We start from the raw sequence: 19,622 nt of genomic DNA, 5'->3' as shown, positions 1-19,622 counted from the left end.
GGGACCGATCCGGTGCAGGCCGGGCCACGGGTCAGGACCGGACGCGGTCAGTCACGCGGGCTGGCCAGCACCTCGTTCAGGGCCTCCGTGGTCGACGGGTGCGTCCAGATCCCGTCCAGCAGTTGGTCCCTGGTGGTGCCCGTCCGCATCGCCAGCGCCACCAGGTTGATCATCTCCTGCGCATCGACGGTGTGCAGGGCTGCGCCGAGCACCTCGTCGGTGTCTGTGTCGACGACGAGCTTGATCAGGCCATGGGTCTCGCCGAGGGCCTTGGGGCGAGGCATGACCGCGATCTTGGCGACCGGCTTGGCATAGACCTCGAACGACCGCCCCTGCTCACGGGCCTGGTCCTCGGACAGTCCGACCCGGCCCAACGGCGGCGTCGTGAAGATCGTCGCCGGCACCGCCACCCGGTCCGCGCGACTGCGGACGCCCGACCGGTCACCGTCAGGCTCCTCGAGCTGGGACAACACGATGCGGTGATCGTCATAAGAGACGTAGGTCTGCTGCGACCCACCGTTGACATCGCCCACCGCCCAAACCCCGTCGGCGCTGGTCCGCAGCAGGTCATCGGTCACGACCTCACCGCCCTCCCCCACCTCGATGCCAGCGGCGTCCAGACCCAGACCCGCGGTCGCCGGCACCCGGCCGACCGCGACCAGCACGGCATCCGCGGTGACGTCCCCGGCCGTGGTGCGCACCGTCAGGGCAGGGCGCTGTCCAGTCGGGTGGGCGTCGGGTGCAGCATCGTCCTCGATCGCGGTGGTCTGCGCCCCGGTCAGGATGCGCACCCCGGCATCGGTCAGCGCCTCAGCCATCGAGGCGGCGACATCCGCGTCCTCCCCCCGCAGGATCCTCTCGCCACGCTCCAGCACCGTGACCACACTGCCGAAATGGGCAAACATGCTGGCGAACTCCAGCGCCACCGGTCCCGCCCCCACGATCGCCAGGCGCGCCGGGAAGGGCTCGACATGCTGGAGGCTGGTGGAGTCATGCACCCGGGGACCGTCCGCACCGGGCACGGGCAGGGTCCGGGGCACGGCTCCGGTGTTGATGATCACCGTGTCGGCCGTGATCATCAGCTCGTCCTCGCCCCCGGTCACCCGCACCTGGCGTGGTCCGACGAACTCCGCGACACCGCCGACCACTAGACGGACCTGCTCGACCGGCTCGAGCATGGCCCGGTTGGCGGCATTGAGCTTGTCGATGAGGGTGTCCCGTCCCGCCACCGCAGCACGGAAGTATGCCGTGGGGTCGTCCTCCTCGCGTCGCCCCTCGGCGCTGTAGACCAGGGCCTTGGTCGGCACGCACCCGATATTGATGCAGGTGCCGCCGACCATCGCGCCGGATCGCTCCACGAGCGTCACCGAGCGTCCCGCCCGCCCGAGGACGCCGGCCAGGGTCTTGCCCGCCTTGCCCCAGCCGATCACCAGGATCTGGGTGTGCAGTGTCTCGGTCATGGTCAGGACGTTACGCCGGTGGGCTGACGCAGGTGCTGTCGCGCGGCGGCTGGCACACGACATGACTCGTCTTAGAGCCGGAAATGTCTCTTGGAGCCGGTTGCAACCGGCTCCAAGAGACATTTCCGGCTCCAAGTCGGGTGAACTGCGCTGGCTCGGCATGCTCAGGCGTGGGTGTCACCCTCATGGTCGGCGTGGCCGGGAGGTTCGAGCTGGAAGGTGGCGTGGTCGATGGTGATCGAGAAGTGCTGGGCGACGCAGGCCTGCAGGGCATCCAGGATCTGCGGGGCGTGCCCGTCCAAGAAGCACTCGTCGTCCACCACCACGTGGGCAGTCAGCACGGGCACACCGGTCGCGATCTGGGAAGCGTGCAGGTCATGCACCCCCTGCACGTGCGGGACCTCGAGCAGGTGCTGGCGGACGTCTTCCAGGTCGAGGCCGGCGGGAGTGGACTCCAACAGGATCCGGGTCGTCTGTCGCAGCAGCACCAGCGAGCGCGGGATGATGAGCACCGCGATGAGCATGCCGGCGACCGCGTCCGCCCGGGTCCAGCCCGTCGTGGCGATGACGATCGCGCTGACGATGACGGCCACCGAGCCGAGGGCGTCGTTGAGCACCTCCAGGAAGGCCGCCCGCAGATTGAGGTTGGCATTGCGGCCACCAGCCAGCACGAGCAGGGCAGCGACGTTGGCGGCCAGGCCGATGATGCCGAAGATCAGCAGCCCGGCGTGGCCCACCTCGGGTGGGTCACTGAGCCGGCGGGCTCCTTCGATGAGGGCATAGATGCCGACGGCGAGCAGGACTGCGGCCTGTGCGGCCGCCGCCAGCACCTCGGTGCGCAGATAGCCCCAGGTGCGGGTGGGGGTGGCCGGCCGCAGCATTAGCGACGCCGCGACCAGGGCCATCAGCAGCCCGCCGGCGTCGGTGAGCATGTGGCCTGCGTCAACGAGCAGGGCGAGGCTGCCGGTGACGGCTGCTCCGATGATCTGGGTCACCAGGATGCTGGACGTGATGGCGAAGGCGATGGCGAGCCGACGGCGGTTCGTCAGCTGCTCCCCATGGTCATGGCTCACGACAGCGATGCTGTCATGGCCGGGGACGAGTCACACCGCCCCGGCACCGACGGGGCCGCTCCTCGGGCGTGGGATGTCCTGCCGTCGGCACCGGCAGGGCAGGATAAGGCTATGACGATCCCGGAGACCGACGACGCGGCCGCGCGGCAGACCGCGGCCCGCGTGCTGGTGGTCGATGACGAGAAGCCCCTGGCCGAGGTGGTCAGTCGCTATCTGCACCGGGCCGGTTATGACGTCACCCAGGCGCACGACGGCCTGCAGGCCCTCCAGTTGGCGCGCTCCGTGCAGCCCGACGTCGTCGTCCTCGACCTGAACCTGCCGGGACGCGACGGGCTGGAGGTGTGCCGCGAGCTGCGTGAGTTCTCCGACTGCTATGTCCTGATGCTGACCGCCCGGGTGGAGGAGGTCGACACCCTGCGCGGTCTGTCCGCCGGGGCCGACGACTATGTCACCAAGCCCTTCAGCCCGCGCGAGCTCGTCGCCCGTGTCGAGGCGATGCTGCGCCGCCCCCGGGAGGTGGTCTCCACCGAGACCACGCCGGACGAGGAGCCCGCAACACGGCGCGAGCTGGACGGCATGGTCATTGACTTCCAGAACTGGCAGGTCAGCGTCGACGGCGAGCCCGTGGAGCTGACCCGCACCGAGTTCGACGTGCTGGCTGCCCTGACCGTGACCCCCGGTCGGGTGCTCAGTCGCGCCAGCCTCATCCTCGAGGTGTGGGGTGACGACTGGTCCGGTGACGACCGGCTGGTCGATGTGCACATCGCGCACCTGCGTCGCAAGCTTGGCGACTCCGCCAGCGAGCCCCGCTTCGTCCGCACGGTCCGCGGTCGTGGTTACCGGGTCGGCGACGCCCCCACCTGAGCCTCAGATCGGCAGCCAGAACGCGACCGTCGTGCCCTTCCCCTCGCCCTCGCTGTGCACCTCCAGGCCTCCGTGGTGCGCACGCACGATGGCTCGGGCGATGGTGAGTCCCACCCCGGATCCCTCAGAGTGCCCCCTGATGGAGGGGCCGCGATAGAAGCGGGTGGTGACCAGTGGCAGGTCCTCGGGGCGGATGCCGTCACCGGTGTCCTGCACCTCCACGCGCACGGTCTGACCAGCTCTGCGGAGTCGCAGCGTCACCGACCCTCCGCTGGGGGTGTGTCGCAGCGCGTTGCGGAGCAGGTTGGCGAGCACCTGCTCCAGGCGTTCCCGGTCCCCCCGCACTGGGGGGACTCCGGTGTCGAAGTGCTGGTGCAGACTCACCTCGCTGGCCTGGGCGAGCGGGGAGACAGCCAGCGCGGTCGTGGTGAGCAGCTGACCGAGGGAGACTTCACTCATCTCCAACGCCGGCCCCTCCTCCGCTCGAGACACCAGCGCAATGTCGTCGGCCAGCCGCGCCAGGCGGCGGGTTTGTGCCCGCAGGACCGGCAGCGTCTGGTCATCGACCTCGGCGACCCCGTCCTCGAACGCCTCCAGATAGGCATCCAGCGTCGCGATGGGGGTGCGCAGCTCGTGCGCGAGATCTCCCAGCAGCTGTCGGCGATGCTTCTCGACCGACTGGAGCTGGTCGGCCATCCTGTTGAACGAGTCAACCAGTGCGTCGACGTCCTGGCCCAGTCGCGGCATGACCACCCGTGCGGCAAAGTCGCCGTCGGCGATGGTGGCGGCCGCCTCTGACACCGAGTGCACGAGCCGGTCGAGCCGACGCGCGATCAACACGCTCAGGACCATCGCCACGACGATGGCGACCAGGATGGCCACGACCCCCGCGACGCTGTTGGCCGAGCGGAAGGCGTCGGGAGTGCGCGACACCGGCGCCGAGTCCTCGGCAAAGATCTGGGACTCCAGGAAGGTGTCCACCACCCACAGGGTCCCCACCGCGACGACGATCACCAGCCCCAGCGCGCTGAAGAGGCGCAGGGTGAGCCCGCTCAACAGCGGCTGACGCCTCACCTCCGTCGGGGACTGCTGCCGCTCCGGTGCCTGGTGCTCGGGGTTGTGCGGGTGCGCGGCCATAGGCACATCATGGCGCAGCGGTCGTCACGGTGAACTGACGGTAACGAGTCGGCTGACCGAGATAGGTGCCGACCTCGCCCAGACCGGTCTCGGTCATGCCGAGTTCCTGCAGGATGCGGATCGACGCTCGGTTCGCGTCATAGGCCTCCGCCCAGATCTCACGCAGCCCCAGCTCCTCGAACCCGTGGGCGACCCCGGCCCGGGCGAGGGCGAGGCCCAGACCCTGGCCCCACCGCGACCGTGGACCCACCAGGAATCCCAGCTCACGGCGGTCCGGTTCGTCACCGTGGAGGTCGACGGTGCCGACCAGTCGGCCATTGAGAACGGCAGCAAACCGGAGCAGGTCGTGCGGTGGGGACGTCATGAGCCGGGTGTGGAAGGCGTGGTGCTGCTGCGCCGAGAGACCGACGGTCCATTCCGCGGCCCGGCAGAACTCCTCGTCGGCTGCCCAGTCGGCAAAGACATGGACGTCCTGGGACGCCAGCGGGCGCAGCAGGACGCCCCCGCGGACAGGTGACTGCCGGAACGCCGACCTGGCCCCGGGCGGACTGGACCCGGGCGGACTGCTCACCGTGGCTCAGTCCCAGTCCCGGGTGTCCAGGATCGGACCCTCACCCTCGGTCACGGACTCCACGACCGCGACGTCGGCCCGGAATCGCAGCCCGTCGCGCACCCGGGTAGCCACCTGCGTGGTCACCGACTCCGCGTCGGCGCCGGCGTCCAGGACCACCTCGCACCGCAAGGTGTCCACGTGGTCCTGCCGGCCCACGATGAACCGGTGCTGTGCCACCCCGGGCACACCAGCCATCACGGAAGCGATCTGGGCCGGGTGCAAGAACATGCCCTTGACCTTGACGGCCGACCCGGTCCGGCCCAGCACACCGCGCAGCCGCAGCGACCCGTCCGGGCCGAGCATCCACCCGGACAGGTCGCCGGTGCCGAAACGCACCAGCGGGTAGTCCGGTCGCAGGACCGTGACGACGACCTCGCCCTCGGTCTCATCGGTCAGCGGTGCACCCGTCGCGAGGTCACAGATTTGGACGAGGACGCCGTCGGCCAGCACCAGCCCGGCACCATCGCCGTTCTCATAGGCCAGCAGACCGGTCTCGCCGGTGCCATAGGCCATCCGCACCGTGGCCACGCGCTCGGCCAGGATCTCGCGCAGCGAGTCTGGCAGGGGTTCGGCAGTGACCAGCGCCTTGTCGAGCCGCCACTGCTCGGGCGGCGACCCGGCCTGGTCAAAGCGCTCCACCAGGGCCTTGAGATAACTGGGCAGACCGGCGTATGCCGTGACGCCGAGGTCAGCGATCGCGCGCACCTGCAGGTCCTGGTTGCCGATGCCGCCGGGGAGCACCCGCGCGCCGGTGGCCAGCGTGCCGGCCTCCATCATCGCCCCCGCCGGGGAGAGGTGATAGCCGAAGCAGTTAAGCAGGGTGTCCCCCGCGCCGACGCCGAGGTCAGCGAAGGCCTGGCCCCAGCGCCAGCTGTCCTCACCGGCTAGCTGCGGCTCGTAGAGGGGGCCGGGTGACTGGAATACCCGCACGACGTCGGCGCCCTCGGCGAGCATCCCGCCGAACGGCGGATGCTGGGCCTGCAGGTCGACGACGGCGTCCTTGGGCAGCACGGGGATCTCGGACAGCGCGGCGACCGAGGTGATAGCGGCGGGCTCGATGCCGGCCTGGGCACAGCGGTCAGCCAGACCGGGCACGGCCGCGGCCCGGGCCATCAACTCGGCAACGGCCTCGTCCAGACCACGGTCCCGCAGATGGGACTGCACGGCAGCATCAACAGACATCCCGACTCCTCAGGGGGTGGGTCTCAGGGGCACCAGCGGCCCCCGGGTGGTGGGTCCCCGGGTCACGGCCGCCGGTGCGTCAACCGGCGGCCGCGACACCCGGGGTGCGCGACGGCATACGGACGGCTCAGAGCCAGCGCTTGCGTCGCTTGTAGTGCTTGACCTCGCGGTAGCTCTTGCGGCCACCCTCCTCGCCCAGGCCCAGGTAGAACTCCTTGACGTCAGGGTTCTCCCGCAGGTCCGCCGCGCTGCCCTCGAGCACGATCCGGCCCTGCTCCATGATGTAGCCGTGGTCGGCCACCTCGAGGGCACGGCGGGCGTTCTGCTCGATGACCAGGACGGTCAGCCCGCGCTCTTCGTTGAGCCGCTTGATGTAGCCGAAGATCTCCTGGACCAGCAGTGGCGCCAAGCCCAGCGACGGCTCGTCCAGCATCAGCAACTTCGGGCGGGCCATCAGCGCGCGACCGATGGCCAGCATCTGCTGCTCACCGCCGGAGAGGTAGCCCGCGACCCGGCTGCGCATGTCGGCCAGCTTGGGGAAGTAGGTGTAGACCAGATCCAGGTCCTCCGCCGACCCCTTCTGGGTGTAGGCACCCGCCGTCAGGTTCTCGGCGATGGTGAGGTGCTCGAAGACGTGACGTCCCTCCATGCACAGGCTCATCCCGAGCTTGACGCGATCAGGCGCGTCCATCTTCGTGATGTCCTGCCCCTGGAAGGTGACACTGCCGTCCGTGACCTCACCGTGCTCGCTCGGCAGCAGCCCGGAGACCGCCTTGAGGGTGGTGGACTTCCCGGCCCCGTTGGAGCCGAGCAGAGCCACGATCTTGCCCTCCGGCACCGCCAGCGAGAGACCGCGTAGCACCAGGATCACGTCGTCGTAGATGACCTCGACGTTGTTCAGGGCCAGCATGGACCCCTCCCCCGGGGCGGCGACCGCCCCGGGGGTGGTGGTGTCGGGCTGCGAGGTCACGGCGTCGCGCCAGCCTCAAGCTCGACCATCGCGCCGCCCTGCGCCTGGTAGATGCCGGTGGCGGTGGTGCCACGGTGGCTGTCGGCGGAGAACTCCAGCGGGCCGCCACCGATGACCTCACCGGTGTCGATCGGGCCCATCGTCTCCAGGGCCTCGCGGATGTTGGCGCCGGTCAGCTCGTTGCCGTCGGCCAGGGTGGCCTCCATGCCCTCGGCCATGGCGTGCATGGCATACCAGCCCTGCACCCACGAGGTGCCGATCGTCTCCGGGTCGGTGCCCTCCTCCTCGAGGAACTCCTTGATCGGGTCGTGGCCCGGCTTCTCGGCGCTCATCGGGGCGAACGGCTGGATCAGGATGTGCCCCTCGGCGGCGTCGGCACCGGCGGAGTCGATGAACAACTCGTTGGCGCACCAGTTGAGGCAGACGATCTTCATGTCCAGGTTCTGGGCCGCGATGTCCTTGGCCACCAGGGCCGCCGGGGAGGCCACGTTCTGGATGACGATGTACTTGGCACCCTGCGACTGTGCCTGGGAGAGCAGTCCGACGTAGTTCTGCGAACCGCCGGGCATCGCGTAGGACTCGTAGCCCAGGTCGTAGCCCTTCTCCTCGACCCAGTCAGCACCGTCCTGCACGGGGGCCTGACCGAACGGGCTGTCGTTGTGGAAGACCGCGACCTCGCCGGTGCCACCGGAGTCCTCGTTGATCCAGTTCAGCGCGACCCGCATCTGGTCGGAGTAGGTCGGTGCCACGACGAAGTTGTAGGGCGCCTCCTCCGGGTCGGTCAGCGGCTCGGCGAAGGAGCCGGACATGAACGGCAGCTCGTCCTTGCCGACGCTGGCCGACAGGGCCTCGGTGTCGCCGGTGCCCCAGCCCTGGATGGCCACGACACCGTCGTTGACGTACTGCTTGTAGAGCGACTCGGCCTGGGGGACCTCGTAGGCGTAGTCGTTGGAGTCCGCATCGATCTGGCGGCCCTCGATGCCACCGTCGGCGTTGCGCCACTTGACGTAGGCCAGCATCCCCTGGTTGTAGGGGGTGCCGACGTCACCGGTGGCACCGCTGAGGTCGGCGATGATGCCGATCTTGATCGGCTCGTCGGAGTCAGCGTCGCCGCCACCCCCGTCGTCGCCGCCACACGCGGACAGGATGAGCGCGGTCGAGGCGGCCAGAGCCACCGCCACGTTGCGGGACTTTCCGAACATTTCGTTCTCCTTCATTTCGGGTGTGACTCGTGAGGGTGTGTCGTCGGGACCGGTGCGGGGACCGATCGGGGTGGGCAGGGAGTTAGTAGCGGAAGGGCCAGAACCTGACATAGTCCTTCAGCCGTTGCCAGATGCGGTCCAGACCGCGTGGCTCGAAGATCAGGAAGGCGATGATGATCGCTCCGAAGGTCGCGTTACGCACGGCCGGGAGCTGGTCGCCCAGGAAGGGCATGGATGACTCCAGCGCGTTGGCCAGGCGGCGGATCACCTCAGGCAGCAGGGTCATGAAGATCGCACCGTAGACGGCGCCGGCGACGCTGCCCAGGCCACCGACGATGATCATCGCCAGGTAGAGGATCGAGACGTCAAGGGTGAACTTCTCCCAGGAGATGACCTCGCTGTAGTGCGCGGTCAGCGACCCTGCCAGGCCGACGAAGCCGGAGCTGACGGCGAAGGCGGTGAGCTTGGCGCGGGTCAGGTTGACCCCGATAGCCTCAGCGGCGATGTCCTGGTCACGCACAGCCATGAAGGAACGGCCCAGCCCGGTGCGGAAGATGTTGCGTGCCGAGATCACCGCCAGGACGGCCAGGACGAGCAGGATCCAGTACCACTGCTGCTCGAAGACTTCCCGGCCACCGACCTCGAAGCCGAGGAAGGCGAACCGGTCGACGTTGATGTAGCCCAGGCCCTCGGTGAGGAAGTCACCGTAGTCGCGGCGGACCAGAAACTCGATGATCACCTGGCTGGCCAGGGTCGCGATCGCCAGGTAGAGGCCCTTGAGACGCAGACCGGGCAGACCGAAGAAGACGCCGACCGCGGCAGTGAGCAGCACCGCCAGGAGGATCGCCACCGGCGTCGGCAGCCCGATCCGGTCGGACAGGATCGCCGAGGAGTAGGCGCCGACGGCCATGAAGCCGCCCTGACCCAGAGAGATCTGCCCGGTGTAGCCGACCAGGATGTTCAGCCCGACGGCACCGATCACCGCGATCAGGATGGTGTTGGCGATCGAGAGCCAGTAGTTGTCCAGGACGAACGGCACGACCAGCAGCAGGACGAGCATGAGTCCCAGCCGGAAGTACTCCGTCTTGGTGGCCCGCAGGCGCAGCTCGGAGGTGTAGTTGCGGTGGTGGATTCCGGTTGATGTAGCAGCCATCGTCAGCTCACACCCTCTCGATCCGGGTCTCGCCGAAGATGCCGTACGGACGCACGAGCAAGATCAGGACGAGAGCGATGTATGGGACGACGCCGGCCAACCCGGCATCCCAGTAGGCCGCAGTGAACTGGTGCAGCAGACCGATCGTCAGTCCACCGACGATGGTGCCGGGCACCGAGTCCAGACCACCGAGGATGACCACCGGGAACACCATCAACCCGAAGGCGGCGATGTTCTGGTCGACCGCGGAGATGTCGCCGAGCAGCACACCGGCGATCAGTGCGCTGACGGCAGCCAGGGCCCAGGCCATCGCGAAGATGCGGCGCACCGAGATGCCCATCGTCATCGCTGCCTGCTGGTCATCGGCCACCGCGCGCATTGCGATGCCGTGCCGGGACTTGCGGAAGAAGATGGTGAAGGCCGTCAGCACCACCGCCGCGATCACGATCGCCAACAACCGGTTCAGCGGGATGCTGGCCCCGAGGAACTCCACCGAGCTGCGCGGCAGGATCGCCGGCTGGTTCTTCGGCGTGGTCCCGTAGAAGGCCTGGACGACCGCCTTGAGGAACATCGAGAGCCCGATGGTGACCATGATGATGCTGATCGGGTTCTCCCCGACCATCGGACGCAGGATCAACCGCTCCACCAGCACACCGATGATGGTGGCCACCACGACACCGAAGAACACTGCACCGATCAGCGGCAGTCCCATCACGACATACGCGGTGTAGAACATGTAGGCCCCGACCAGCAGGAACTCGCCCTGGGCGAAGTTGATGACGCCGGTGGCCTTGTAGATCAGGACGAAGCCGAGCGCGGCCAGCGCCAGGATCGACCCGTCCGCCAGCCCGTAGGCCAGCTGGTTGATGAAGTTGCTCATCGGGTCCTCCTGATGAGCTCCGCGGACCACTCCGGGCCTCGCAAGCTCGTGTCCTCGAGGGTCCTGTCGCTCATCGGCGACCACTCCAGACGGGTCGACGGCCCCGGCCCTGCGGGATCGTGTAGGTGGTCAGGTCAAAGATGTCCAGGGTCAGTTCGCGCTCGATGCTCGTGCCGTCCTGATAGGTGACGCGGCTGTGGATGGTCACGTCGTCGGCCCCGCGCTGCAGCGCCGAGATGATCTGCGCGTAGCGGTCGGCGATGACATTGCGCCGCACCTTGCGGGTGCGGGTGATCTCGTCGTCATCGGGGTCGAGCTGCTTGTGCAGCAGCACGAACCGGGTGACCCGGATCGTCTCGGGGAGGTCCTCGTTGGCCCGGGTGGTCTCCTCGGCGATGAGGTCATAGACCTCCGGCTTGGCCGCCAGGTCCGTGTAGGTCGTGTAGCTCAGCCGCTCGTGCTCGGCCCACGACCCGACGGTGGCCGGGTCGAGGATGATCAGCGCCGTCATACCGCCCGCGTCGTCCGGGGAGTCGCTCGGGGCAAAGACCACGGCCTCCTCGACATACGGGCTGAACTTCAGCTTGTTCTCGATGAACGCGCTGGAGTAGCGGGTGCCGTCGGCCGCAGTGAGCACGTCCTTGGCACGGTCGATGACCACCAGGTGCCCGTTGTCGTCCAGATAGCCCGCGTCACCGGTGTGCAGCCACCCGTCGGCATCGACCGTCTTGGCCGTCTCCTCCGGCTGGCGGTGGTAGCCGCGGAAGACCGAGGCCGAGCGCAGCAGGATCTCGCCGTCGTCGGTGATCCGCATCTCGGTGCCCGGGATCGGGGTGCCGACGGTGTTGAACGGCACGTCGTCGTCGCGGTGCACCACGGCGATGCCGCAGATCTCGGTCTGTCCGTAGATCTGCTTCAGGTTGACCCCGATCGCGTGATAGAAGCGGAAGACGTCCGGGCCCAGCGGGGCACCACCGGTGTAGCAGCGCCGGATCCGGGCCAGCCCGAGCTGGTCACGCACCGGCCGGGTGGCGACCGCGTCGGCCAGCTTGTGGCTCAGGGCCAGTGCCGGCCCCGGCTTCTTGCCGGTGACCCGCATCGCGGCCACCTTGTCGCCCACGTCATAGCCCCAGCCGAAGACCTTGCGCTTGAGCCAGCCGGCCTCGTCGATGCGGACCTGCACCTCCGAGAGCATCGACTCCCAGATCCGCGGCGGGGAGAACATGATGTCCGGCCCGATCTCGCGCAGGTCACTGCGCTGGGTGGCGCTGTCCTCCGGGAAGGAGATCGTCACACCGTTGGACAGTCCGCAGGCCACGGCGAGCATCTGCTCACCGATCCAGGCGAACGGCAGGAACGAGACATAACGGTCCTTGGTGCGGATCGGGTCGATCTGCGTCAGGTTCTGCCCCATCGTCAGCAGATTGCTGTGGGACAGCTCACCCAGCTTGGGCTTGGACGTGGTGCCCGAGGTGGTGCAGATGACCGCGATGTCCTCGGCACTGCCCGAGGCGATCTGCTCCTCAAACCAGGTCGGCTGCTCGCTCGCGCGCTCGCGACCCATCGCCTCCAGGTCGGTGAACTCCAGCAGGACGGCGTCGTCATACTGCTCGAGCCCGTGCGGGTCGTAGTAGACGATCCGCTCGATCAGCAGCGGCTCGCTGTCGGCCGGGTCCTCCTCGTCGAGGAGGCGCAGCAACTTGTCCACCTGCTCCTGGTCCTCGGCGACCACGACACGGGCCCGGGCCGTGGTCAGGATGTGCCGCAGCTCCTCACCGATCGAGGTGGGATAGATCCCCACCACCGCACACCCCATGGACTGCGCGGCGAGCTCGGCGATCAACCACTCCGGCCGGTTGTCACCCAGCACCGCGACGATCTCGCCGCGCTCGATGCCCAGCGCCGCCAGCCCGTGCGCGGTGTCCTTGACCCGCTCGGCATAGCCCGCCCAGGTGATCGGCTGCCAGATGCCGTACTGCTTCTCCTGCATCGCCACGTCGTCCGGACGCTCCCCCGCCAGGTGCAGGAGCAGCCGCGGGAACGTGTCTCCGCCCAGTTGTGGGGAGGTGTGGACCGCCTCCTGCGCCTTCGTGGGAAGGTTCTGCTCGTTGTCAGCCACGGTTCTCCTCCGACTGGCCCTGCTCGACCTGCTGGTCGTGCTCGATCTTGGCCACGGCCTCCCGGACCTCGGCGTCCTCGTCCTCAGCACCCAGGTAGGCCTCGATCACCGCAGGGTCGGCCTTGACCTCATCCGGGGTGCCGTCGGCGATCTTGGCCCCGAAGTCCAGGACGCTGACCCGGTCCGAGATGTCCATGACGACGTTCATGTCGTGCTCGATGAGGACCACGGAGACGTGCGCCAGCTCGTGCACATCCAGGATGTAGCGCGCCATGTCCTCCTTCTCCTCGGCATTCATGCCCGCCATCGGCTCATCCAGCAGCAGCAGCGCCGGCTGCAGGCACAGTGCTCGGCCCAGCTCGACCCGCTTCTGCACGCCATAGGCCAGCGCGCCCACATGCTTGTTGCGCACCGCCTGCAGCTGCAGCAGGTCAATGACCTCCTCGACCAGCTGGCGGTGCTCGATCTCCTGCCGACGCGCCGGCCCGAGCCACAACATCGAGGCCAGCACGCTCTTCTTCATGTGGATATGCCGGCCGAGCATCAGGTTCTCCAGGACCGTCATCGCCGAGAACAACTCGATGTTCTGGAAGGACCGCGCCACCCCCAGCCGCGCGATCTTGTATGGCGGCAGCCTGGTCAGCGTGTGCGTCTGGAGCTCGCCGGTGGCTCGGTCCGCAGACTCCTCCTCGCCCACCGCGGCCTCAGGGCCGGACCCGGTCGTCGTGTGCAGCCGGATCTGCCCCTCCTGCGGGTGATAGAGCCCGCTGATGCAGTTCAGCAGGGAGGACTTGCCGGCACCGTTGGGACCGATGACCGCGTGGATGTCCCCCTCGGTGACCGTGATCGAGATGTCCCGCAGCGCCTTGACGCCACCGAAGCGCAGAGAGATGTTGTCGATCTCCAACAGCGGCTGACCGGCCGGAAGATGGCTGCCGCGCAGTGAATGCTGATAGGCCCTGGTGAGCACTAGCCGCTCCTGATGTTCGTTGGTGAAGCTCAGCGGTGGGCTTTCCAGATCACCTGGCGTGCCCGTCGAGGACTGACTCTAGGTTTCCACTATGTGAAATGCAAGCACCGTCACCGGAAAGTTATATCGAAGTGTGATTCACTGGCCCGAACAGGCGGAAACCGGAGGCAGAGGCGAGATGAACGCAGGGCAGGTTGAGTCGACCGCACGGGTCGAGGAGGCCAACGCGGGGGGTCGCGGTGGGTTAGGGACGGTGCGCAACGCAGTCCGGCTGCTGGAGCTGTTGGGCGAGGGCCCGGCATACCAACAGCTCACGGACCTGGCGGAACGCTCCCAGATGTCCATCCCCACCGTACACCGACTGCTGCGCTCCCTGGTGCTCGCCGACCTCGTCGTCCAAGACCCGCGGTCCTCGCGCTACGGGCTCGGGCCGGAGCTCACGCGCCTGTCCAACCACTACCTCTCCCGGCTGCCCCTGCTCGGAGCGCTCGGGCCCTATCTGGGCCAGTTGCGCGACCAGATCGGCACCACCATCCACGTCGAGACCCTCGTCCACGGTGAGGTGGTCTACGTTGACCGCGTCGACGGCTCGGACCGAGGTCCCTATCGCGACACCCACCGGGTCGCTCCGGCCCTCAGCTGCGCCGGCGGCCGGCTGCTGGCCGCGCGCAGCACCGACGAGGAGTGGACGCGCGCGCTGGAGCGGGCCGACGAGATCGATCGGACCACGGCGCAGGCGGAGGGCGCCCGGGACGAGTGGGCCGCAGCCGACCACCTGGCGCACGAGCCGGACGACCCGACCCAGCCTGCCGAGGTGGCCGTGCCGCTGGTGGACGGTCAGGGACTCACGGTGGCAGCCCTGGCGGCCACCCTCGAGCGACCCGACGACACGGACACCGTGACCCGGGTCGCGACCCACCTCGCCCGAGCAGCCCGCGCGGCAGGAAGGACCCTGGGGCATGTCTGAGGCCAGGCTGACCACTCCCCCGTCCGACCAGTGGGCCGACCTCGCCGACCTGATCACCTGGGACAGCCCCTACTCCTCCCTCTGGGAGCCCGACGAGCGCTCAGGGCGCTGGTTCACCGGCGGCACCCTCAACCTCTCGGTCAACTGCCTGGACCGGCACCTGGCCGACCACGGCGAGCGGGTCGCCGTGCTGTGGGAGGGCGAGCCGGGCGACCGCCGTTCCATGACGTATGCCGAGCTGCACGAGCAGGTGTGCGCCCTCGCCCGGGCGTTGCGCGGGATGGGCGTGGGTCAGGGCGACCGGGTGGGGCTGCACCTGGGATGGCTGCCGGAGACGGTCGTCGCCATGCTCGCCTGCGCCCGGATCGGTGCCGTCCACACGGTGCTGCCGGCACCGCTGCCGGTCGAGCCGCTGGCCGACCGGCTGGAGATGCTGGACCTGAAGGTGCTGTTCACCCAGGACGGTGCCTGGCGTCACGGCACCGTCCTGCCGCTCAAGGCGCGCGCCGATGAGGCCCTGCTGGCCGGCGGGTCGGTCCAGCACACCATCGTCGTGCGTCGCACCGGCATGGACGTCGCCTGGTTCGAGGGCGACCGGTGGTATCACGACCTGGTGGCCGCCAGCCGTCCGGGTCAGGCGGTGGTCGATCCCGATGGTGAGGCGTCCGCCCCCGTCGCGCTCCCCGCCGACCATCCGATCGCGTCCGTGCCGCTGGCCAACAAGGGCGGCCAACCGGTCACCGTGGTGCACGGGACTGCCACCATGCTGGCCGCCGCGCTGGCCGTGCACCGCGAGCTGCGCACCGGCGGGGTCTTCTGGTGCGCGGGCGACATCGCCTGGGCCGTCACCCAGTTCCATGGCATCTATGGCCCGCTGTCCTATGGCGACTCCGCGGTGATGTTCGAGGGCACCCTGGACGTGCCCAGCCAGACCCGCGCGTGGGACATCATCAGCCGGTATGCCGTGGAGCACATGGTGACCAGCCCCTCGGTGGTGCGCACCGTGCGCGGTTGGGCCCGGGAGCTTCCCGAGGTCTCGGCCCTGCCCTCCCTGCGCCGGGTCACCACCGCCGGGGAGCCGGTCGATGAGGAGCTGGCGCAGTGGCTCCGCGAGGCCTTTGCCGCCCAGCACCTACACGTCTCCGACGCCTGGGGCCAGCTCGAGCTCGGCGGCATCGTCCGGGTGACCGACAGCGGGCCGGACGGCGCCGGGACCGATGTCGGCACCCTGCCGGACTGCGGGCTGGACATCGTGGACCCCGACGGGCACCCGTTGCCGGACGGCATGGTCGGCGAGGCGGTGTTGCGTCTGCCCTGGGCCGGGACCATGGTCGGCGTCGAGGGCTCTCAGGCCGCGGTGACCGACTCGCACTGGACCCGTCACCCGGGCTCCTACTCCACCGGCGACCTCGCGGTGCGCGACCGCAACGGCGGGGTCTCGTTCCTGGGGCGCACTGACGACGTGGTCTCGGTCTCCGGACAGCTGGTGTCGCTGCGGGAGGTCCGCGAGGTGCTGGCCGAGCACCCGTTCGTGGCAGGTGCGGAAGTCACCTGGCGCAAGGATCCTGAGCTGGGGAGGGCGATCGTGGGTGCCGTCGCGCTCAGCAGCGCCGTCGGACCCGACCCGGACCTGGACGCTGTGGCCGTCGAGCTCATGGATGCCGTCCGGGAGGTGATGGGCGGTCTCGCCCGACCCCGTGCGCTGCTGGTCGTGGACCGGTTCGGCGACGAGCTGGGACGCACCGAGCGCGCCCGTGCCATCGGCACACTGGCCACCCCGGACCGTGCTGGCGCCCCACGCCAGGTCACCTGGGCCCAGATCCTCGCCGCCGCCGGCCAGTAGCCTGCGCTCGTGCCTGGTGCACCACCTGGATCCCCACACCCGAGGACAGACATGAGCGAGAACGCCCTGCTGGTCGAGCGTGACGAGCACATCGAGACCTGGACGATCAACCGTCCCGAGAAGCGCAACCCGATCTCCGACGAGGAGGTGGTCGCGGCGCTGGTGGAGGCCGTGGACCGGGTGAACCGCGACCGTGACGTGCGGGCGGTGGTGCTCACGGGTGCGGGCACGGCCTTCTCCGCCGGAGGCGATGTGAAGAAGATGCGGGATCGGGAGGGCATCTTCGGCGGCCACCCGTTCCAGGTGCGGGAGGGCTACCGCTACGGCATCCAGCAGATCCCCCTGGCCTTCCACCGATGTGAGGTGCCGATGGTCGCGGCCGTCAACGGCCCGGCGGTCGGGGCCGGGTGCGACCTGGCGCTGATGTGCGACCTGCGGGTGGCGGCAGACACCGCCTGGTTCGCCGAGTCGTTCGTCAAGCTCGGCATCATCCCCGGGGACGGCGGGGCCTGGCTGCTCCCCCGCGTCGTCGGCCCGGCCCGGGCCGCCGAGGTGGCGCTGACCGGGGACCGGGTCGATGCGCAGACCGCGCTCGCCTGGGGCCTGGTCAACCAGGTCGTCCCTGCGGCGGAGCTGCTCGAGGCTGCGACGACGCTGGCCCGACGGATCGCCGTCAACCCTCCGCACGCCGTGCGGATGGGCAAGAAGCTCCTGCGTGAGTCCGGCCACCAGAGCCTGGCCTCACACCTGGAGATGTCGGCTGCCATGCAGGCTCTGGCTCACCACGCACCCGACCACACCGAGGCGATCGGTGCCTTCCTGGACAAGCGGGAGCCAACGTTCACCGGTGAGTGAGGGCTTCAGGACCCGACGTCGGTCCCGAAGAACACGCTCGCACCGAAGACCCACGCGAAGACCAGGCTGATCGTCAGGTAGGTGCCCCACCCCCAGCGACTCGGTGACCGGGCTGCCAGGAAGGCCGTCACCGGATAGATGAGCACACCACACAGCCCGAGGTTGACGGCCGTGGACTCACCCCGCCTCGCGTGGTCGCTGAGCAGCAGCCCGGCCACGACCAGCACCACGGTCCAGGCCAGGGTGCACACCAGTGACCGCCACCAGAAGCCGACGTTCGCTCCGGGGAAGAGTCGGTGCCACCAGGTCCTGTCCGACCGATCACCCACGAGCTCAGGCGTTGCCGGCGTTGCCGATGGCCGCGAGCAGCACCGTGATAGCGACAAAGGTCAGCACATAGCGCCCCCAGCCCCACGGCTTGCGAGAGAAGAACGCCCACACCGCGGTGATCAGGAAGGCCACCAGCGCCCGACCGGCGAAGGAGCCGATGACCTCCGCGAGATTGTCCGCACCGCCGACCAGCGGAAAGATGGCCAGGATCGCCACGGAGATGGCGGCGATGACCGCGGTCCGTCCCCACGCGTTGCGGTTCGGCCGCCCACCCGTGGCACCGCCCGCCTGCGTCCAGAACTCCCACCCCTCCGGCGCCGGTCCCCACGCGGGGTCGGGTTGCCAGCCCTCCGGCGGCGTCCAGCCCTCGGGGGGCACTGGCCAGTTGGGCGGGGAGTTGTACTCAGGATCAGCCACCGGGCGATCCTGCCAGTTTTGCGGCCCAGCCCCTAGTCGGCGGCGGTGGCGGTGGATGCACCACCCGTCGCTGGCGGGCCGAGCACGCCCGACAGCAGCCCGGCGCCGACACGCTAACGTCGGCGCGATGAGCACACCTGCAGCGATCACCATTCGGGACGTCCGCCCCTGGGGTGGCCCAGCGGTGGATCTCGTCGTCACCGACGGGGTGGTCACCGCAGTCACCCCCACCACTGCGTATGCCGAAGGCCCGGCCACCGCTGCTGCCTCCCCCGACCTCGCACGCACACTCTCCCCCGACTCCGCGACCTCCCCCGACTCCGCGACCTCCCCCGACTCCGCGACCTCCCCCGACTCCGCGACCTCCCCCGACTCCGCGACCCCTCCCGACCCCACGTCCTCACCCGACGCAGTGGTCCAGGGCCGCGGACGGATCGCCCTGCCCAGCTTCACCGACGCGCACTGCCACCTGGACTCCACCCGCGTGGGCCTGCCCTTCCGGCCGCACACCGGCGGGCCAGGCGTCTGGACGATGATGCTCAACGACCGGGCCAACTGGCGCGACGCTGAGGTGGGAATCACCGAACGGGTCACGGACCTGCTGGGTCGCGAGATCGCCCACGGCACCACGACCGTGCGCTCCTTCGCCCAGGTGGATGTCGACGCCGGGCTGGAGCGTCTCGAGGCGGTGCTCACCGCGCGAGAGGTGCACCGGGACCGTGCCTCCGTGCAGGTGGTGGCGTTCCCGCAGGCCGGACTGTTGCGCGAGGACGGCTCACCGCAGGTGCTGGAGGACGCGTTACGGGCAGGGGCGGATGTGGTCGGCGGCATCGATCCGTGCACCCTGGACCGCGACCCGGTCCGTCACCTGGACATCGTCTTTGGCCTGGCAGAGAAGTACGGGCTGCCCGTCGACGTCCACCTGCACGAGCCTGGTGACCTCGGCATGTTCAGCGCCGACCTGATCATCGAGCGCACCCTGGCCTTGGGCATGCAGGGGCAGGTGCTGATCTCCCACGGCTACGCGCTGTTCGATGACCCCACCAAGGTCGACGGGCTGCTCGATCAGTTGGCCCTGGCGGACATTGCCATGGCGACGATCGCGCCCGGCGGCAAGTCCCGGGTCCCGGTCGACCGACTGACCGAGGCGGGCGTGCGGGTCGGGCTCGGTCAGGACGGGCAGCGCGACTACTGGTCGCCCTACGGCAATGCCGACATGCTCGACCGCACCTGGCAACTGGCCTTCACGATGGGACACCGCGCCGATCACCTGATCGAGCACTGCGTCGCGGTCGCCACCCGCGGCGGCCGCTCGATCATGGAGCCGCAGACGCCGGCGTTGAGCGCACTCTCGGACCGCCCCGGTGTGAGCGTGGGCGACCCCGCTGACCTGGTGCTCGTCGCCGCAGAGACCGTCACCTCTGCGGTGATGGACCGACCCTCGGACCGGACCGTGGTGCGCGCCGGACGGGTTGTCGCGGACGGGCTGCAGCTGGTGTGACCAGGGCGTCGCGAGCCGCTCCCGCCCGAGCGCCCCGGTGCTGGTCACCCGATCGCGTCACCAGTGCTGGTCACCGGATCGCGTCA

At 69.3% G+C, this 19,622-nt stretch carries 18 protein-coding genes; 5 read left to right on the top strand and 13 right to left on the bottom strand.

Translation table 11 applies throughout. The annotated features are described in order from the left end of the window. Positions 1-47: 47 nt before the first annotated feature. Positions 48-1,460, bottom strand: a complete 1,413-nt coding sequence (locus FNH13_RS06825) for a dihydrolipoyl dehydrogenase family protein (RefSeq protein WP_202878881.1) — start codon at positions 1,458-1,460, stop codon at positions 48-50. Positions 1,461-1,624: 164 nt separating this feature from the next. Beyond that, positions 1,625-2,533 (bottom strand): cation diffusion facilitator family transporter, encoded by a 909-nt coding sequence (locus FNH13_RS06820; RefSeq protein ID WP_143782770.1) that lies wholly within the window; start codon positions 2,531-2,533, stop codon positions 1,625-1,627. Between the two features lie 111 nt (positions 2,534-2,644). Between FNH13_RS06820 and FNH13_RS06815 the strand changes: the two genes are divergently transcribed. After that, positions 2,645-3,397 carry a response regulator transcription factor gene (locus FNH13_RS06815; protein WP_143782769.1) on the top strand — a complete coding sequence of 251 codons (753 nt, stop codon included), beginning with the start codon at positions 2,645-2,647 and terminating at the stop codon, positions 3,395-3,397. Positions 3,398-3,400: 3 nt separating this feature from the next. On the opposite strand, the gene FNH13_RS06810 is transcribed toward FNH13_RS06815, so the two are convergent. The 9 genes from FNH13_RS06810 to FNH13_RS06770 form a co-directional block, all read right to left on the bottom strand. Then, positions 3,401-4,534: a sensor histidine kinase gene (locus FNH13_RS06810; RefSeq protein WP_143782768.1), complete on the bottom strand. Its 1,134-nt coding sequence runs from the start codon at positions 4,532-4,534 to the stop codon at positions 3,401-3,403. Between the two features lie 7 nt (positions 4,535-4,541). Continuing rightward, on the bottom strand, positions 4,542-5,105 hold the full coding sequence (locus tag FNH13_RS06805) for a GNAT family N-acetyltransferase (protein WP_143782767.1): 564 nt from the start codon (positions 5,103-5,105) through the stop codon (positions 4,542-4,544). Between the two features lie 6 nt (positions 5,106-5,111). After that, complete coding sequence (locus FNH13_RS06800; protein WP_143782766.1) at positions 5,112-6,329, bottom strand: phenylacetate--CoA ligase family protein; 1,218 nt, start codon at positions 6,327-6,329, stop codon at positions 5,112-5,114. 127 nt (positions 6,330-6,456) lie between these two features. After that, complete coding sequence (locus tag FNH13_RS06795; protein ID WP_267873011.1) at positions 6,457-7,299, bottom strand: ABC transporter ATP-binding protein; 843 nt, start codon at positions 7,297-7,299, stop codon at positions 6,457-6,459. Next, positions 7,296-8,501 carry an ABC transporter substrate-binding protein gene (locus tag FNH13_RS06790; protein WP_143782765.1) on the bottom strand — a complete coding sequence of 402 codons (1,206 nt, stop codon included), beginning with the start codon at positions 8,499-8,501 and terminating at the stop codon, positions 7,296-7,298. Before FNH13_RS06790 ends, FNH13_RS06795 begins: the two co-directional genes overlap by 4 nt. A gap of 82 nt (positions 8,502-8,583) precedes the next feature. After that, positions 8,584-9,654, bottom strand: coding sequence for a branched-chain amino acid ABC transporter permease (locus FNH13_RS06785; protein ID WP_143782764.1), 1,071 nt, complete (start codon positions 9,652-9,654; stop codon positions 8,584-8,586). Between the two features lie 7 nt (positions 9,655-9,661). Beyond that, a complete protein-coding gene (locus tag FNH13_RS06780; RefSeq protein WP_143782763.1) occupies positions 9,662-10,534 on the bottom strand; it encodes a branched-chain amino acid ABC transporter permease in 873 nt (290 codons plus the stop codon). 70 nt (positions 10,535-10,604) lie between these two features. Then, positions 10,605-12,653, bottom strand: coding sequence for an AMP-binding protein (locus FNH13_RS06775; RefSeq protein WP_228266630.1), 2,049 nt, complete (start codon positions 12,651-12,653; stop codon positions 10,605-10,607). Then, on the bottom strand, positions 12,646-13,623 hold the full coding sequence (locus tag FNH13_RS06770) for an ABC transporter ATP-binding protein (protein ID WP_143782762.1): 978 nt from the start codon (positions 13,621-13,623) through the stop codon (positions 12,646-12,648). Before FNH13_RS06770 ends, FNH13_RS06775 begins: the two co-directional genes overlap by 8 nt. Positions 13,624-13,801: 178 nt before the next feature. Between FNH13_RS06770 and FNH13_RS06765 the strand changes: the two genes are divergently transcribed. From FNH13_RS06765 to FNH13_RS06755, 3 genes are read left to right on the top strand one after another with little or no spacing between them, the layout of a single operon-like run. Continuing rightward, positions 13,802-14,590 (top strand): IclR family transcriptional regulator, encoded by a 789-nt coding sequence (locus FNH13_RS06765; RefSeq protein WP_143782761.1) that lies wholly within the window; start codon positions 13,802-13,804, stop codon positions 14,588-14,590. Next, on the top strand, positions 14,583-16,433 hold the full coding sequence (locus FNH13_RS06760; protein ID WP_143782760.1) for an AMP-binding protein: 1,851 nt from the start codon (positions 14,583-14,585) through the stop codon (positions 16,431-16,433). Before FNH13_RS06765 ends, FNH13_RS06760 begins: the two co-directional genes overlap by 8 nt. A gap of 51 nt (positions 16,434-16,484) precedes the next feature. Continuing rightward, a complete protein-coding gene (locus FNH13_RS06755) occupies positions 16,485-17,288 on the top strand; it encodes a crotonase/enoyl-CoA hydratase family protein (RefSeq protein ID WP_143782759.1) in 804 nt (267 codons plus the stop codon). A gap of 5 nt (positions 17,289-17,293) precedes the next feature. On the opposite strand, the gene FNH13_RS06750 is transcribed toward FNH13_RS06755, so the two are convergent. Next, positions 17,294-17,617, bottom strand: coding sequence for a hypothetical protein (locus tag FNH13_RS06750; RefSeq protein ID WP_143782758.1), 324 nt, complete (start codon positions 17,615-17,617; stop codon positions 17,294-17,296). Between the two features lie 4 nt (positions 17,618-17,621). Further along, a complete protein-coding gene (locus FNH13_RS06745) occupies positions 17,622-18,035 on the bottom strand; it encodes a hypothetical protein (protein WP_143782757.1) in 414 nt (137 codons plus the stop codon). Positions 18,036-18,162: 127 nt separating this feature from the next. Between FNH13_RS06745 and FNH13_RS06740 the strand changes: the two genes are divergently transcribed. Then, positions 18,163-19,536, top strand: coding sequence for an amidohydrolase family protein (locus FNH13_RS06740; RefSeq protein WP_143782756.1), 1,374 nt, complete (start codon positions 18,163-18,165; stop codon positions 19,534-19,536). Positions 19,537-19,622: the final 86 nt, after the last annotated feature.

The sequence above is a fragment of the Ornithinimicrobium ciconiae genome (assembly GCF_007197575.1).
In the GTDB taxonomy this organism is placed as follows: Bacteria; Actinomycetota; Actinomycetes; order Actinomycetales; family Dermatophilaceae; genus Ornithinicoccus; species Ornithinicoccus ciconiae.
This window is presented reverse-complemented; position numbering and strand designations above follow the sequence as displayed.

Coding starts and splice junctions, on each gene's coding strand:
- FNH13_RS06760 (WP_143782760.1), top strand. CDS start 14,583: ATGTCTGAGGCCAGGCTGACCACTCCCCCGTCCGACCAGTGGGCCGAC.
- FNH13_RS06825 (WP_202878881.1), bottom strand. CDS start 1,460: ATGACCGAGACACTGCACACCCAGATCCTGGTGATCGGCTGGGGCAAG.
- FNH13_RS06800 (WP_143782766.1), bottom strand. CDS start 6,329: ATGTCTGTTGATGCTGCCGTGCAGTCCCATCTGCGGGACCGTGGTCTG.
- FNH13_RS06785 (WP_143782764.1), bottom strand. CDS start 9,654: ATGGCTGCTACATCAACCGGAATCCACCACCGCAACTACACCTCCGAG.
- FNH13_RS06780 (WP_143782763.1), bottom strand. CDS start 10,534: ATGAGCAACTTCATCAACCAGCTGGCCTACGGGCTGGCGGACGGGTCG.
- FNH13_RS06810 (WP_143782768.1), bottom strand. CDS start 4,534: ATGGCCGCGCACCCGCACAACCCCGAGCACCAGGCACCGGAGCGGCAG.
- FNH13_RS06790 (WP_143782765.1), bottom strand. CDS start 8,501: ATGTTCGGAAAGTCCCGCAACGTGGCGGTGGCTCTGGCCGCCTCGACC.
- FNH13_RS06755 (WP_143782759.1), top strand. CDS start 16,485: ATGAGCGAGAACGCCCTGCTGGTCGAGCGTGACGAGCACATCGAGACC.
- FNH13_RS06815 (WP_143782769.1), top strand. CDS start 2,645: ATGACGATCCCGGAGACCGACGACGCGGCCGCGCGGCAGACCGCGGCC.
- FNH13_RS06740 (WP_143782756.1), top strand. CDS start 18,163: ATGAGCACACCTGCAGCGATCACCATTCGGGACGTCCGCCCCTGGGGT.
- FNH13_RS06765 (WP_143782761.1), top strand. CDS start 13,802: ATGAACGCAGGGCAGGTTGAGTCGACCGCACGGGTCGAGGAGGCCAAC.